This window comes from Cytobacillus sp. EB106-05-05-XG126, assembly GCF_058791715.1.
In genome coordinates, this window is sequence record NZ_JBYTDU010000001.1 from 475,552 (window position 1) to 492,387 (window position 16,836).

General features: G+C 31.7%; 10 protein-coding genes and 1 pseudogene. 8 read left to right on the forward strand and 3 right to left on the reverse strand.

The features are described 5' to 3' along the window. Positions 1–10 precede the first annotated feature (10 nt). Positions 11–1,414, reverse strand: a complete 1,404-nt coding sequence (locus AC3WTL_RS02410; protein ID WP_492368921.1) for a hypothetical protein — start codon at positions 1,412–1,414, stop codon at positions 11–13. 573 nt (positions 1,415–1,987) lie between these two features. On the opposite strand from AC3WTL_RS02410, the gene AC3WTL_RS02415 reads away from it, so the two are divergent. The 4 genes from AC3WTL_RS02415 to AC3WTL_RS02430 all read left to right on the forward strand — a co-directional run bounded on the left by AC3WTL_RS02415 (position 1,988) and on the right by AC3WTL_RS02430 (position 11,896). After that, a complete protein-coding gene (locus AC3WTL_RS02415; RefSeq protein WP_492368922.1) occupies positions 1,988–2,095 on the forward strand; it encodes a hypothetical protein in 108 nt (35 codons plus the stop codon). Between the two features lie 277 nt (positions 2,096–2,372). Then, positions 2,373–5,474 (forward strand): Eco57I restriction-modification methylase domain-containing protein, encoded by a 3,102-nt coding sequence (locus AC3WTL_RS02420; protein ID WP_492368923.1) that lies wholly within the window; start codon positions 2,373–2,375, stop codon positions 5,472–5,474. Between the two features lie 19 nt (positions 5,475–5,493). Next, on the forward strand, positions 5,494–8,613 hold the full coding sequence (locus tag AC3WTL_RS02425; RefSeq protein WP_492368924.1) for a helicase-related protein: 3,120 nt from the start codon (positions 5,494–5,496) through the stop codon (positions 8,611–8,613). Between the two features lie 394 nt (positions 8,614–9,007). Continuing rightward, positions 9,008–11,896, forward strand: coding sequence for a DEAD/DEAH box helicase (locus AC3WTL_RS02430; RefSeq protein WP_492368925.1), 2,889 nt, complete (start codon positions 9,008–9,010; stop codon positions 11,894–11,896). Between the two features lie 16 nt (positions 11,897–11,912). Here AC3WTL_RS02430 and AC3WTL_RS02435 read toward each other — a convergent pair whose 3' ends face one another. Next, the gene (locus AC3WTL_RS02435; RefSeq protein ID WP_492368926.1) at positions 11,913–12,323 is read right to left on the reverse strand and encodes a (deoxy)nucleoside triphosphate pyrophosphohydrolase; all 411 of its coding nucleotides are present in this window, start codon (positions 12,321–12,323) and stop codon (positions 11,913–11,915) included. A gap of 638 nt (positions 12,324–12,961) precedes the next feature. On the opposite strand from AC3WTL_RS02435, the gene AC3WTL_RS02440 reads away from it, so the two are divergent. The 3 genes and pseudogenes from AC3WTL_RS02440 (at position 12,962) to AC3WTL_RS02450 (ending at position 14,922) form a co-directional block, all read left to right on the forward strand. Beyond that, complete coding sequence (locus tag AC3WTL_RS02440) at positions 12,962–13,804, forward strand: nuclease-related domain-containing protein (protein WP_492368927.1); 843 nt, start codon at positions 12,962–12,964, stop codon at positions 13,802–13,804. 26 nt (positions 13,805–13,830) lie between these two features. Continuing rightward, positions 13,831–14,114 (forward strand): annotated as a pseudogene (locus AC3WTL_RS02445) (nucleoside triphosphate pyrophosphohydrolase). A gap of 127 nt (positions 14,115–14,241) precedes the next feature. Continuing rightward, positions 14,242–14,922 carry a DUF5710 domain-containing protein gene (locus AC3WTL_RS02450; protein WP_492368928.1) on the forward strand — a complete coding sequence of 227 codons (681 nt, stop codon included), beginning with the start codon at positions 14,242–14,244 and terminating at the stop codon, positions 14,920–14,922. A 360-nt stretch (positions 14,923–15,282) separates the two neighbouring features. On the opposite strand, the gene AC3WTL_RS02455 is transcribed toward AC3WTL_RS02450, so the two are convergent. Further along, positions 15,283–16,263 carry a hypothetical protein gene (locus tag AC3WTL_RS02455; RefSeq protein WP_492368929.1) on the reverse strand — a complete coding sequence of 327 codons (981 nt, stop codon included), beginning with the start codon at positions 16,261–16,263 and terminating at the stop codon, positions 15,283–15,285. Positions 16,264–16,419: 156 nt separating this feature from the next. Here AC3WTL_RS02455 and AC3WTL_RS02460 point away from each other — a divergent pair, with 156 nt between their 5' ends. Further along, positions 16,420–16,743, forward strand: a complete 324-nt coding sequence (locus AC3WTL_RS02460; RefSeq protein WP_492368930.1) for a hypothetical protein — start codon at positions 16,420–16,422, stop codon at positions 16,741–16,743. Positions 16,744–16,836 lie beyond the last annotated feature (93 nt).

The window sequence follows — 16,836 nt, forward strand, 5'->3', positions numbered from 1 at the left end:
AACATCCCCTCTAATAATGTGCAGCAGTATTTTTATACTCCTTTTTTAAATCTGATAATTTTTCAAGGACTGTATTTCTTGCCAAAATAGTAAGAGAATTTTTTAAGGAATTCATATCCGTTAAAGAAACTATTTCTGTATGAGCAGCTTTATTTCGAACCTTAATTATTTCATCCCACTCTATGAGAAACTCTCTTGACTGATTGATTCCGATAGAAATCCAATCATCAGTAGTAATATTAAATTTTACAATCGTTTTTGTTTTCCCTAATTCAGGAGGCTGCCAAGAACCATTTTTACTTTTGTTAAAATCCACAGGATAACCGCTATTTCCAGAAGAGAATTTTGGTTTTACTAAAGCATCAACTCCTGGCTGGTGTAGGTTGAAATATCTTGGAAGTTCAATTGAATTATGTTTGCGTATCCAATGTACGATGGAATAATTAATCTCCTGCTCGAACATTTTGGCTAAACAAATGGCACTGGCTGAATAGTCTAATGTATTATTCTCTCTTTGCAGAAATTCCGCCACATCCAACCCGGTTTGCAGTAGATGTAAAGAATGGTTTTCAAACCAATCGTTATTGATGGGTAAAGATTCAGGATTTTGTTTGCCCTTATTCTTTTTTAAAAGTGCTAATTTAATGGCAAGGTTAATGCTTAATTCCTCAATCAAAGGATACGTGGCATGATTGCCAACTTTATCAATATCCACTTCATTAAGAGTAAATTTTAATTTTTCCAAGCTATTAAAAGCATCCTGCAGGGAATTCATTTTTTGTCTGTTTGATATTTGAAGAATTTTACGATTTTCTTTAATGAAGTCAGGATCTTTTTCCGTTTCAATTAGAAAGCTCATTAAATCAGATAAGGCCCTTGCCATGCTTTCATTTAGATTTGTTGTTCCCATACCTGAACATAGATCAAGTTCTTGTTCATCGAGCAATTGATATAAAATAGTTTGTTTTTCATTTAAATCTATTTTTTCATTATTCTTAAAAATATGCATCTCATTTGAAATACCTGTAAGCCTGCTCATCTGTATTTCTATTTTGTCAGGACAGGTTTTATACCAGCGATAGGAACTTAATCGTGTATCATGTGTGATAACAATAGCCGGTAACATTTCCGGTTTTATCCCTAAGCTATTGGCGATTGCAAAAGCTGAATAGCTATAATAATTTGAATCCTTTTGTTGTTCCTCATACAACTCTACCATTTCCCGTACATCCTTATAGAAAGGTTTTTTCCCGACCAGACAGTGTTTTTGGGGTGAATCCACTAAACCAAAAAAGACTAAGTGCTCCCCAGAACTATAATGTAAACTTTTAAACTGTTTCTCAAAGAAATCGTGAAAGTCCTTATGTACACTTGGGTCATGAATAATAAAAGCAAATGTACTGTAGTTTTCCATTGCATCTTAAGCTAACTCCATCTCAAAGCTTCGCAGATTAATTTTTTGTTTCTCTACACCGTCAGCCAAAAACTTTAAGACCGTATAATTGGAGATGGGTACTCCCATATTTATCAATCCTCTCTGAAGTCCATTTTTACATATTTACTTATATTTTACATGAAATATTTCAAACAAAAAGAAAACTCTGGAAATTCAAATTAATAATTGAATTTTGGGATTTTGTTAAATTAATGCGTAATCTTTATTGATTTTGCCGTCGGAGAATGTAATTTTTGGCAGAGACGTCCCTGGGTCTTGGCTCATCTTCAGGTCAAGTGGGGTTAAGAGTGGCGGAACTGAAAGGGGGGAGTTTTTTACCCCTCTTAATTTTGAACAGGTTAACTGGTATATTATTACCATATGAACGGTATGTTGAGATTTTTTTAGGGAGGGAATGGCAAATGGGGACCTGGATTTTTCAAGGCAATCCGAAACAATTTTGAAGTAGATACATATACAGAAAAAAATGAAGTCCTAGATTGGAATATACGGCATAAGCAATTTTTGGATTAGGTACAAGTTGGGGATAAGGTGTTCATTTGGAGATCGGATGGTGGCAATAAAAACACTGGAGGTGTTATTGCCTTTTGTGAAATTGTATCCGAGCCATACGAGGATGATGAAAACGATTTGTTATAAATGATAATGAGTGGAGGCATTAGGTAATGGGGGAATTGTTGTAGTTCGGTTTTATGCTGATTATCATCAGTACATTCTCCGATTTTTAACACTTCTGGTTGCCTCACTCGTTTTTCCTGAATAATGACTTTAATTTGAAAATAATATTGGAGGAGGACTTTTTCAAAGACACAGTATAAATCAAGCTATTTAACCTATTGATATGTTTATGATAAATGAGAAGGTAAATAATAGATATGATATATTTATATTAATAAGGTCTTTTGGGGGAAAGTATATGATGATTGAATTACAAAATAAGGAAAGTATAAAAAAGTATTTCACAAGTGTCGGTTATGAAGATAACTCCATTTTTAATTTCGACAAGGCAAAACTAGACTTTACGTATGATTGGTTAATGAATGTACATCTTATAAGTAATACCGATGATTTTAATATATGGCTTTTTGAAATTGAAGACTTAAAGACGGAACGAATGAATACAATAGCCCACCGACTTTACAGACGAAACCCTTTTGATTATAATCTTTTGATTTTTACCGACAAGGTTTATAACAATACTGTGTTCCTACATTATCATAGGGACAACGATGGTAAAATAAAAATTAGACGCTTAAGGATTGAAAAAAACAGGTTAACCGCAACCGACAATAGAATATTATCTGATTTAAAATTAACTGGAAAAGATATAATTGATGATCTCGATATTGCTAAAATACATAAAGATGCTTTTGATATTGAGCGTGTAACAAATAGATTCTTCGAAGAATTTAAAGTTCAAATTGAAAATTTCACAGAGCATATCGAAGGGTTAGAAACAAACAAAGATAAAAAAAACTATGCACTGCTTGTTGTTAGCAGGCTAATTTTTTTATACTTTGTTCAACAAAAAGGGTGGTTAAATGGTGTTAAAAATTATTTATATGATAGGTTTCATTACTGTTTATTAAATGATAAGAATTATTTTCAAGATATTTTAAAACCTTTGTTTTTTGAATGCTTAAATACCCCTTCTGAACCTAGCTTATTAAATGAAAATACAAGAAGTGAAAGAGCGAAAGAGTTGTATGAAAATTATGAGCCTGTTTTAGATGATATAGAAATAGTTGAAAATTTTCATGGAATTCCTTACCTGAATGGCGGGTTATTCGAGGCTAATCCAAATTATGAGATAAATAAGGACATAAAAATTGAGAATAAAGTTTTCCAAAACTTGTTCGAGAGCCTTTTAAATAAGTATAACTTTACTGTAAGAGAAGACTTAGGTTATGACACTGATATTGCTGTCGATCCAGAGCTACTAGGTAGAATTTTTGAAAATATGATTATCGAGGAAGAGCGTTCAAGTACGGGAAGTTTTTATACCCCGCGTAATATAATTAATGAAATGTGTAAGAATACATTAATTAAACATCTTAGTGATAAGTTTGAAAAGACAGTTTACGAAAAAGTGGAATACCTAATTCTTCATGTTGAGGATGAAAATTTATATTCAAAAACAAAAAAAATTATAATAGACAATCATAGAACCGAAACTAGAGATTGTTCTGTCTATAAATTAACAGGAAATGAAGCATCAAAGGTTTTATTGGAACTAAAAAAAGTGAAAATATGTGACCCAGCTGTCGGGTCAGGTGCTTTTATTTTAGGGATGCTCCATATTTTAGTAGAAATTTTGCGTAAAATCTCGTTTTACTCTTATGGGTCTAGAGTCAATATTTCAGACACAAAAAAAGAAATAATTAAAGAGAATCTATATGGTGTTGATCGAGAAGAAGGGGCAATCGATATCGCTCGATTACGACTCTGGTTATCACTAGCAGTTGAATACAATGCTAAATCAATTGAAGAGGTTAAACCATTACCTAATCTCTCGTACAAAATTATTCAAGGGAACAGTCTTTTCTCTTCAACAGATGGTACCGATTTAGATGTTGAGTTTGATAAATTAGGTTACGGACAAGCCTCGTTATTTGAGGAAAAAAATAACCTTCATACATTAATAGATGAATACATTTATAAAAAAAATAGCTTTTTTCATGCCACAGTTGAAAAGAAACAATTAGAACAGGAAATAAAAAAATTAGAAAGTGATTTAATAAAATCAATGATTTTCAATTTTGGGGATGTGTCAGAACGTTTAAATAATAGGAACTTATTTTCCTGGAGACTAAACTTCCCAGAAGTATTTGAAAAGCAAGGTTTTGATATAATTATTGGAAATCCCCCATATGGGGCTGGATTTAACAGTTATGAAAAAGCCTTCTTAAAGAAAAAATATCCAAATGTAGCAGATTATGAATCATCTCAGTATTTTTATTTAAGGGGTCTTGAACTATTAAAACCTAATGGGATTATAAGCTATATAACAACTAACACTTTTTTATTCAACGTTTACGCAGGTAGTTTTAGGGAAGAAATCATTACCTCTTCTACATTAGATGGAATATACGATTTAACCGAAGTTAATGTGTTTAAAAAAGCACAGGTAAGAACAGTAATTAAATACGGGATTAAATCGATAGTGAAAAATTATAATGTAAATTATTTTAACTTTGATGCAGATACCGAAAGGTTTTATTATAAAAACAAAAAAAGTGTTAAAGATTTACAGAAAAATGATAAAAAATGGTTATTTATGATGCGTTTTTCTGAGGAACAAGAGAACCTTATTGAGAAACTCATTTCAAGAGGAAAAGCACTAAAAGAGGATTTTGATGTGAGTCAAGGGCTAATTCCATATGATAAATATAGAGGTCACTCACAAGAAATAATTAAAAATAGAATTTGGCATTCAGACCATCCAATAGACGAAACATATAAACCTGAATTGAAAGGTGAAGATGTTAAAAGTTATTTAGTTAAATGGAGTGGGAAGAATTGGATTAGTTATGGTAGTTGGTTAGCTGCTCCACGAGAGCCAAGGTTTTTTACCGGTCCTAGGGTATTAGTTCGGGAAATTGTTAATAAGCAAACAGGAAGACTTAACGCAGGTTATACAGAAGAAGAGTCTTATAATACTCCTAGCATTATTAATATAATTCCAAGAGAAGACGGGAAATTATCGTTATTTTATATATTAGGTTTACTTAATACTAGCTTATTTGCTATTTATAATTATGGAACATCACCAAAAGCTAAAAAAGGACTGTTTCCTAAAATTCTTGTTACTGATGTAAGAGAATTACCGATAAAAAAGGGAAACAGGGAACAGGTTAATCGAATGGAAGAAACCGTTAAGAAAATGATTAGTTTATTAAGTGAAAATGGAAATAAACAAGAAATTGAAGAAGTTCAATTTGAAATTGATCAGTTGGCATTTAACATATATGGGATTTCAAATGATGAACAAAGCATATTAGAAAGCATTATTGGTTAAGGAATGGAGTGAGGTAATAATGCCTGAAATCCCAGAAATAATTGATAATAGAACCACATTGTTAAAGGATACAATTAATAACTTAATAAAATATGCCAATAAGGTAGAAATAGCAACGGGTTATTTCTACCTAAACGGTTTTAATTTGATTAAAGAAAATATACATCCAGAATGTACGATAAATATAGTAATTGGAAATGAGACAAATACAATTACAGCAAATGAAATCTCAACAGGTTATGATTTGAAGAAAAGTTCAATTCTTAGTTCCATGGAAAAGGACATTTCATATTTAAACGAGGAGCAAACACAAAGGATTTACGAACTTTCTGAATTGATTCGTGATGGCAAGATCAATTTTAAAGTATATGTTAAAGATAAATTTCATTCAAAAGCTTATTTATTTGATGTCTCATATAATAATGGTGATATTCAAGAACAGTATGCAATAGTTGGTTCAAGTAATTTTTCAAAAAGTGGTTTAGGTGACCAAGAAGCTTCTAAAATAAATACAGAGTTAAATGCTGTTTTACGTCAACCGTCTGCTATTAGGGAAGTAAAAAATTGGTTTAACGAAATTTGGGAAGAAGCAGAAGATTTTAATGAGGATTTATTACACATTATTGACAGCAATATACAAGTTGAAAAATTAGAGTATTCTCCTTTTGACATTCTTTTAAAAACCCTGTTTGAATTTCTGAAAGAAGACAAGATCTTTGAAGAAATACAGTCATTAAACCTTGATGATTTGACTGAATTTCAAGCGTTTGCTGTTCGAAAAGCAATTCAAATCTTAGAAAAATATAAAGGTGTAATTATAGCAGATAGTGTTGGTTTAGGAAAAACGTATGTTGCAAGAGGACTCTTAAGATACTTCTTATTACAGGAAATGAAAACTTTAATTATTTGTCCTGCGTCTTTAAAAACAATGTGGGAACAACAGGCGAGTGAATTGGGAATAGCTATTGAATTACTTACTCAGGAGAGTATTGGAAGAGAAGGAGTACCTGCAAGTAAAACTCAAAATGTGGATACTATCATAATTGACGAAGCACACAACTTCCGTAATGAAAATGCTAATAGACATAAAGAATTGCTGAAAGTTACTATGGATAAAAGTATAGTTCAGTTGACTGCTACTCCAGTAAATAACTCAATTTATGATTTGTATAATATTCTTACTTTATTTTTAAAAGATGATGATTTTAAAAGTAAATTTGGTATAGCGAGGCTACGGGATATTTTCAACAATTATGAAGAGAAGAAGGACGAAGTTTCGAATATATTAAACGAGGTAATGATAAGAAGAAGCCGAACATTTATTAGAAAAAAATATGGAAATAAAGATAAGAAGTTGTTTGTTAATAACAAGGAAATTAGATTCCCAACCAGAAAATTAAAGAAAATTAGTTACAGTATTTCTGATTTGTATGGCGAGAATATTTTTAATAAAATAGCTGATACAATCGAGAATCTACATCTACCAATAATTAGTGAGGAATCTATTTCTGAAGGTCAGCAATTTTACAACAAGGCACTCGTAAAAACTTTATTCCTAAAGAGGTTCGAAAGTTCAGTCGAAGCATTTAGAAATTCAATTATGAAGCAAATCAGATATTGTGACTTACTTCTTTCCTCGATTTCTCAAGGGTTTCTTATTACAAAAAAAGGCGTAATGGACGATCTCGATTCTGATAGCTATGATATAACTGATAGTGTAAAAAGAATCAACTTATCTGAGTTCCAAGGAGATATTGCGGAATTATTGAAGCAAATTGAAACAGATAAAGAAAACTTGTCCAACATTATAGACCTGATAGAGGACATAGACGATGAAAAAGATGTTAAGCTCCAAACCCTAATAAATCATATTAGGTTGAGTCAGAGTAAAAATAAGAAACAAAAATTACTTATTTTTACCCAATTCAAAGATACAGCACGTTATGTTTATAAACATCTTTTAGATAATAATTTCGGTATTGTTACTGAAATTGATAGTAAGAATAATCAGAATAACAGAAAAGAAAAAGTAGTAGCTCAATTTGCTCCAGTCGCAAACCCTGATTTTTTTGACCCTAGTAAACCAGAAATAGATATACTTGTTTCTACTGATATACTATCTGAGGGTCAAAACCTTCAAGATTGTAATACAATAATTAACTATGATCTAACTTGGAATCCTGTAAGGATTATTCAAAGAGAAGGTAGAATAGACCGTATTACGACTGAACATGAAAATTTATTTATATATAATTTTATTCCAGATGATAAATTGGATTCAATTTTAAATTTAACAAAAAGAATTGCTGAAAAAATTAAATATATAAATGAAACAATTGGTAACGAAAGTAGAATAATTTCAGAAGATGAAATTCTTATTGATAAAGTTTTTAATGAAAAGGATCGTGATCAGATATTAAAAATAAATGAAGAAGACCAAAGTTTATTAGATGAATTGGAAAGAGAAAGAGAAGACATTGTACCATCAGAAGAAGCCATTTATGAAGACTATAAAGAATTTATCTTTAATGATATCCAAAATAAAAGTTTAGTATCTAGTTTCCCAGATGGTATTTTTTCTATTAAAAAATCAGAGTCTGTTAAAGGGCTTTTTATGTATTTTAAAGTAGCAAAAGAAAATTATTGGTTATTTTATGATTATACCTCTTGTGAAATGAAAACAAGTAAGGCAGACATATATGAGATGATTTCATCGGGGAATAATTTATCGATTAAACCTATGAAAAGAAACATCAACTTTAATGAAGTTGAAGTCTTAGAAATAGGTAGGAGCTATGTAGAAAATCAAGTTAGTCAAATTGCCCAGATACAGGTTACATCATCAGAAATAGACAAGGTTCAAAAAGATATTGCTGAAAGATTAGAGAAGATTTTTTCTAGAACTAAATTTAGAAGTAGAATTACTTTAGAACAGAGGAAAATAAGAAAAAAATTAAAGAAGCCATTGCATAAAGGTACAATTAGCAAATTAAAAAGTATCGAAATCTCTGAGCTATCTGATGAGGAACTAGTAGGTAAGTTAGATGAGATATTGGAGTATATTGACTTACAAGAAAGTAACGATAATAATGGGCAAGATAAAGAAATAAAATTAATTTGTTATGAAATTTTCATTTGAATAAAGCGGGTTTTCTTATTCGGTGGGACACTCTAGTTACATCCTATCTGCCACTACTCAAGCCATGTGGAGATTGGATATAAAAGTAGTTGGAAAAATAGACTAGCTTTATGCATCCAAATAATTTTACACAAATTTTACACATCACTCACACATACTTTAGGAACTATATCGACCCCGACCACCGGTATCAAAAGAATCATTTTCAAAGTTTCTTGCACTTATATGAGTTTTTTCAAATCGAAAACTTAATAGCAATCAATTATATCCACCTACTATATACATAGTGGGTGTTTTTTTTGATGGAACTTTCTTAAATATTTCCATCCCGCCTACTCATTATCAACTAAATGCCTTACAATAATGGTAATGATATACAGGAGGAATAACTAACATGTCAACTTTCATTCAGAGTTTAGAAGATTCCTTGTATAAAGGATTTATTGACCAGGATAGGATAATTAAAGGCAATTACCCTCCTAAATTACTGGTGAATAACAGTAATACTAATGAGTATGTATTAAATACGTTACATGAAGAGCTAGAGCAATGTGAATCATTTATTTTTTCAGTTGCTTTTATTACTGAAAGTGGGTTAGCAACTTTAAAGTCCTATTTATGGGATCTTAGGCAAAAAGGGATTAAAGGACGTATTTTGACATCTACTTTTTTAAGCTTTAATCATCCTAAAGTTTTTCGGGAGTTAATGAAGATTGAAAATGTAGAGGTTAGATTAACGGATATTAAAGGATTTCATTCAAAGGGCTATATATTCAAACAAAGAACTCATTTTTCTTTGATAGTAGGAAGCTCTAACTTAACCGCTAATGCATTAAAGGTAAATTACGAATGGAATGTAAAGTTGACATCGCATGAAAATGGAGAATTCATTAACCATTTTCAACAGCAATTTGAAGATGTCTGGGAAAAGGGATCACCGCTTACTGAGGATTGGATTATAAGATATGAGGAACAGTATACTCCTTTGGTAAACAGTAAGGTAATTGACCGAATTGGAGAAGCTTCTTCTCAATATGCTGGTAATGCGATTGAAGATGCGCTTAAAATCGTTCCAAATAAAATGCAGCAGGCTGCCTTACAACAAATTCAAGCTTTAAGAGATGATGGTAAGAGGAAAGGGTTAATTATCTCTGCAACTGGTACAGGTAAAACATATTTGTCTGCATTTGATGTACGAAGGTTTGCTCCTAAACGAATGCTTTTTATCGTCCATCGTGAACAAATATTAAATAAAGCAAAAGAAGACTTTAGAAGGATTCTTGGTGGTCTTGAAGAAGACTTTGGGATTCTTTCCGGTACAACTCGTCAAAAGAATGCTAGATATTTATTTGCTACAATACAATCTATCTCTAAAGAAGAACACTTGTCTTCATTTGCTAAAGATGACTTTGATTATATTTTAATAGATGAGGTACATAAAGCGGGAGCAAGCTCCTACCATAAAGTTATGGAGTACTTTACTCCTCAATTTATGATGGGAATGACTGCAACTCCGGAACGAACAGATTATTTTAACATATTTGAGCTATTTGATTATAACATCGCATATGAGATTCGTTTACAGGAAGCACTTGAAGAAGATATGCTCTGTCCCTTCCATTACTTTGGAGTAACTGACTTTGAGTATGATGGAAAATTAATTGATGATGCTTCAAAATTGAGTGACCTGGTAACAGAAGAAAGAGTTAAGCATATTATTGAAAAAATTAATTATTATGGTGCTTCAGGAGAAAAGGTCAGAGGGTTAATGTTTTGCAGTCGTAAGGATGAAGCAAAAGAGTTATCACGTATGCTTAATGAAGAAGGTTTCAATACAGTCGTATTGACAGGAGAGGATTCCCAGGAAGAGAGAGAAAGGAGGGTAAATCAATTAGAAGCTGGCACAATCGATTATATTCTTACTGTCGATATATTCAACGAGGGAATTGATATTCCGAGTATAAATCAAGTCGTGATGCTAAGACAAACGAAATCAAGTATTATTTTTATTCAGCAATTAGGTAGGGGATTACGCAAACACGATTCTAAAGAGTTTGTTACTATCATTGATTTTATTGGTAACTATAAAAATAACTTTTTAATACCTATTGCTCTCTCAGGTGATAAATCTGTAAATGAAGATACAACACGCAGATATACTAAAAATACCAGTTTTATTAAGGGAGTTTCAACAGTTAACTTTGAAGAGGTAGCAAGGAAAAGAATTTTTGATGCAATTAATGATATGGGATCCCAGACAAAAAGGTTATTAAAAGATGCTTATTTAGAATTAAAGAATAAGATTGGCCGCGTTCCAAAATTAGTTGATTATGCAACCTATAACTCAATCGATCCAAATGTAATTATTAATGAATATACAACTTACCCTAAATTTTTAAAGGTAGTAGATAAGATTTCTACAAGTTTTTCTGAATACGAATTAAAAGTGATTAGTATGCTGTCAATCGAAGTGATGAATGGAAAAAGACTGCATGAGATTATCTTGTTAAATGAAATATTAATAAATGGTGAAATAACCGTTCAAGACTACCTGAAAATCTTAAAAGAGAATAACTGCTATGTTAACGAAAATACATTAAAATCCGTTGAGCGTATATTTAACTTATCCTTTTTTACAAAAACGGACCAAGCTAAATATGGTGGAGAAGAAATTATTGTATCGGAAAATGGAAGCTATAAATTCGGAGAAAAAACAAATAATTCCTTTATTAAAAATAAGGAGTTTGAATTACATTTGCGTGATATTTGTGATACTGCATTCGAGATTAGTAAAAGATACATGAGTAATGAGCCCTTAAAGCTGTATGAAAAATACTCGAAAAAAGACGTGTGTAGGCTATTAAATTGGGAGAATGATGAAAAAGGAACTATGTATGGGTATAAAACAAAGCACGGCACTTGCCCTATCTTTATCACTTATCATAAAGATGAATCAGTTGAGGCTAGTATTGCCTACGAAGATGCTCTCATTAATCAGGAAACATTATTGTGGTTTTCTAGAAATAGCCGCGTGATTGAATCGAAAGAACTGCAGCCGATTATTCATGCTGAGGAACGAGGTATTGAAATTCATATCTTTATAAAAAAAGACGATGATGAAGGTACAGATTCCTACTATCTTGGAAAAGCTTCACCTATTATTGACACTGTCACACAAACAACCATTAACACTGACAAAGGGGAAAAGCCAATCGTTAATATGAATATGATCATGGAAACCCCAGTTGAATATAATATGTATAAATACCTTACTGCTGAATAAGGTGAAAATAGTCTTCTTAGATGAGAAGACTATTTTTTTCTTGGATCAGTTGTTCAACCGCGGGTATATCTGCTGGTGCCCAAACTAGAGACTTTAGATTTTCTCTTTTAAACCAGACAAGCTTAGAATGCTCATTTGCAGTTGGTGTTCCTTCAATTAATTTTGCTTTTATTGCAATTAAATTAATTGTGAACTTATCGTATTCATGTGTATGATCATTAAATATTCCTTCTGTATGTATGAGACAATTCATTTCTTCTTTAATTTCTCTTTTTAACGCTTCGTAAAGGTCTTCACCTTTCTCTACCTTACCACCAGGAAACTCCCACATATTTGGAATACTCATTTCCGGGGATCTTAAGGCACATAAAATTTCATTTTCTTCATTTTCAATGATCGCTGCTACAACCTTGATTGCTTTTTTCACTTTTGTCCTCCAATTTATATTTTCTTTTTTACTTGCTTTAAGTTTAATGAAATATAAATTAGTTGTAAACCTAATGATGGATCCGACATTTTTATCTAGTCGTTATATAGAAGTGACTTCAGCGAATTGGTTATCACCCTATAAATTATTTAACAACCTTTTCTGTTATAATGTTTTTTAAGTATAGGAGGGAATTACAATGCAATGCCAACTTATATGTTTACGGCATCAACTGGCTACCACAAAACCCTGTAAATTTTTCAGGTCCATATGTTATAGATGTGAAATTTTCTATGATAAATAAATCGAATTCACGAATGTTAACATCAAACAACTACTTTGCTTCAAATTTTGCAAATCAGCTCCTGTAAGTTTCTGCCTATAAAGCAGTATAAATACATTCTTCTTTCTCCACTGTACCGTCAGGAAACTCCACCTTTTATACGACCTTAGAGTTCATAAGATCACACTTTTCTCATTCTTAATCACTATTACAACAGCCTTTATTTGTTTATTAAATTAATTAATTAAGTATTTTGGAAAGTAACAATATTATTATTCAAATAATACAGTTTCTTCAGATAACTGGTATATTAATACTATACATAAATAAGCTATCAAAAAATAAGGAGAGCAAAGTGATACCATTACTAAGCTTTTTTAAGAAGAGAAAAGATGAAGCACAGCGAATTCCTAACATAACATTAAATCAAATTGAAGAGAAAAAGACGGAACAGGTTGCTTCCCGTATAGGTGAATTAGGCGAATACAAAATTGATATACAATTACATCAGCTTCCGAAGGAATATAAGCATTTTAGCGATTTGCTAGTCGAAAACCCAAAAGCAAAGACAGGTTATTCACAGCTTGATCATATCTTGATTACTCCGTTTGGTGTCTTTGTAATAGAAACTAAAAATTATCAAGGAACCATTTATGGAGGAAAAGATAGAAAAACATGGTCCGTAAATGGCAAGTTTAAAATGATGAATCCATTTATTCAAAATTATGGACATATACAAGCATTAAAAAACTTCCTTGATCAAAAATACCATCATCTATTTATTTCAATGGTTTCCTTTACGAAACGATGCACGTTTAAAATTGATGATCTCGAACTTAGAAAAATAGCTTCTAATGATTTAATTGTTTATGACGTTGAATTATTCGATTACATAAATAGGAAAGTATCGGTTCTTAAGTTAGAGCATAAAGAGCCATTACTTAATGAAAATGAAGTTTTAATGATTTATGAGGCAATTTATGCAGCAAATATAACAGATCCCTCTATTAGAGAGAAGCATGTGCAAATACTAAAAGAAAGTAATCGCAATAAAATAGAGTCAGTTACGAAAGAAAATCAGTCGAAAAAATGTTGCCTATGCAACAAAAATGTTTCGGAAAAAGTGAAAGCTATTTGTTTGTCGAATAAAAGGTTTAATGGGAAGATCTATTGTTTTGAGCATCAAAAAGATTTATAAAAATAATTATTTAAAGGGAGTCGAAAATGCCTATCTACAATAAACTTGTACGAGACCGTATCCCGGAGGTAATTACTCGAAACGAAAAAAAGTGTTCAACAAGAATATGAGATTATGAAGAATACCTAGTAGAATTAAAGAAAAAGAGCTTCGAGGAGGTAGAGGAGTACGTTAAAAACAAACTGATGAAGAAGCAATCGAGGAACTGGCAGACATTCTGGAAATCCTTCATGCATAGGCCAGTTCATGGTTCTACATGCGGGAAGTGGATGAAATCCGTAAAAGTAAAGCAGAAAAAAGAGGATTTTAAAATTACGCTTCAGTAGGTAATTTTTTAGATCGATAAAAGATGAGTTATTTTAGTAGATTATAAAGTCGTTGCATTAACTATTTTGATAGCAATAGGGATAACAAATAAATGGTAAAAGGAGGCTATAATGGCTAGAATAAACCTCAAGGTTCCATTTAAAGATAAAAATATTGCTAAGAGCCTCGGAGCAAAATGGGATAAAGATATAAAAGTATGGTATACGCCTTATAGTGGAGAGATAGAAAAGTTTTTTAAATGGATTAACCCAATAAAAGAAAAAGATATTAATTTAAAAGCGGATTATTTTTATATCGCCGAGACAGCAAGAGAATGCTGGAAATGCAAAAGAAAAACAAAAGTTGTTTGCTATTTGTTAGAAAAATATTGCTTTTCGGATGTTGTACAAGAAAGCCAGGAAAATGAAAACTGGAAGTCTTTCTGGATTGAAGAGGATTACCCAAGTTTTATTTCAAAAATAACCAAGCTGAACGAAATAGCGCAGCTGGCTATGCTGGATTATACGAAAGGGTTCAGAATTTCGAATAGTGATTACTTTGCGAATCATTGCGAACATTGTAATTCTTTACAAGGAGAATTTTATTTGCATGAGGAGCCGGGTATTGCTTTCTGTCCTGTAAATGAAAAAGAAATTAAAAGAATTAAGCTTTTTAAAATAGATGAACCTTTTGAAGCTATAGGTTCCCATCATTGGAGTTCTGTTTTCGAAGATTATGATGTAATAAATATTAGTTTGCAAAAACCTCGTAAAGGCAGTTTTTGGGGAAGTGGAAGGTTTTTTAAAAATTAATTACTTTGTTGCCTTAGCCAGAGATAGTGGACAAACTGGTTTTGTAAAGGTTTTTTTTCATTTTTATCCTGTTAAAGGCTAATACATATCAGATTATAACTGTATTTTCATTAGCGGTTTCATAATAAAAGTGATTTATCCCCTTAATCTTTATTACTTTTAATTAGGCTGTCTTCTTTAAGTAAAATAGCAAAACCGGTCAGATATGGAGAAATAAAGCTAAAGATAGTTGGGATTATTTAAATAGTCATCAGTTTAATTCTCTCCAAAAGTCAGCTATAAAAATAAGTGCCTGTTCCCAAGTCTGTAATGCGTTTCCGTACTGGGGCAGGCACTATTTTAACTTTTGTGCAATTAATATTAAATATTATTTTGCTCCAACTTCTCCATGTACTCCTGCCTAATTTCCGAAAGTGCTTTGCCGCTTTCTTTATGAATGGCAAAGACATAGGTTTGAACACTGGACCATCCGTACAATTCTTTCAGCCATTTTTGCAATGAAATTTCTTGACCCTTTACTAAAACATTACCATTTCCTAATAATGAACCTTCATCTGGGTAATCCTTCGCCTTGATAAGATCGCCTTCTTTAACAACTCCCCATTTAAGCATCGTATCAATTTTAGGTAAAAGACGACGTGAAACACTTTTAGAGGGTGTAGTTTTAGATGAGGTTTTCTCCAAAAAAGTGACATAGTAATCATCATAATTATCTAAAGGGAGAACCTTCTCAATTGTTAAATATACATCCTCTTTGATTTTGTAAAGAATAAGCTTGTAGCAGCTCATATCGACATTATTGCTATTTAACCATGCGACTGCCGACAGGGTTTGTTCATCAAAATCTGAAGCAACTAGAATAATACGCTGTTTATTATTAAATCTTTTGCCAGCACCACTATCCTCCAAGAACTCATTTAACTTTCTTCTTCCCAGTTCGAAACTGGTTAGTGCAGCATTCTCAAATTCTTCCCTATATTTTTCAATATAAGGGGCATATATCTTTGTCACGAGTTCGTCAGGTGTTTCAATGGTTGCATAGCTTGCTGCGTAACGAATTGCTTGGAATTCAAATGATTCCTTTCGGCCCTCAATATCTCTTCGATCCCTTTTAATTTCTATCAGGACAATATCGCCGTTGTTATCAATAGCTGTTAAATCACTTCTACCATAATGAACATTCCGTACCTGCTGCCCGACTATTAGCATAGATTTCTCATCTTCTGATATCATTTCAATGTTTCGTCTTAGCAGTTCTTCAATATCACTTTCCTGGTAACCTAATTCTGCGAATGATACGGGATCAATACTTTCTGATTTATTCCCAGATATCTTATACAAGTAGTAAACCTCCCTTTTATGGGTTGTTACTAACCATATTACCCCAAATTCTGGGAGAGTCAATTATTGGGCCATCTTAAGATTGTAAATATAATCGCTATTAAAAAATCCATATATGTTAAAATATGTATATATATTATTAAAGGGGATAGGAGAATGACTAAAGAAGTTTTGGCTGTAAAAATACAGAATGCAGTTAAGAAGGATGGCAAAGATTATTACGAAGCTACGCGTGGAAATTGGAGAGCTAATAAAGAAAGAGTACGACAAGTAGAATATGTTATTGGTGTTATGAATAAAGAAGTTGTTTGTGTATACAAGCCATTAAGCTGGAATACTGTTGAAGAGAATGGAAAAAAGCGACAGAGATTTGAAGGGGAAGAAGTTAGCCAATCAACATTTAACAGAATTAAAGTATTCGAAGATGAAATAGTAAAAGGATTTGGCAGTGGGGCAGCAATTTCTTATAGCACCATATAAAGTTTTCTATTTGTCGAGTTTTGCTAGCTTTACTGTAATATGAAGCAGACAATTTTTATTGAATATATTAAGAAGAATAAAATGTGAAGAAGA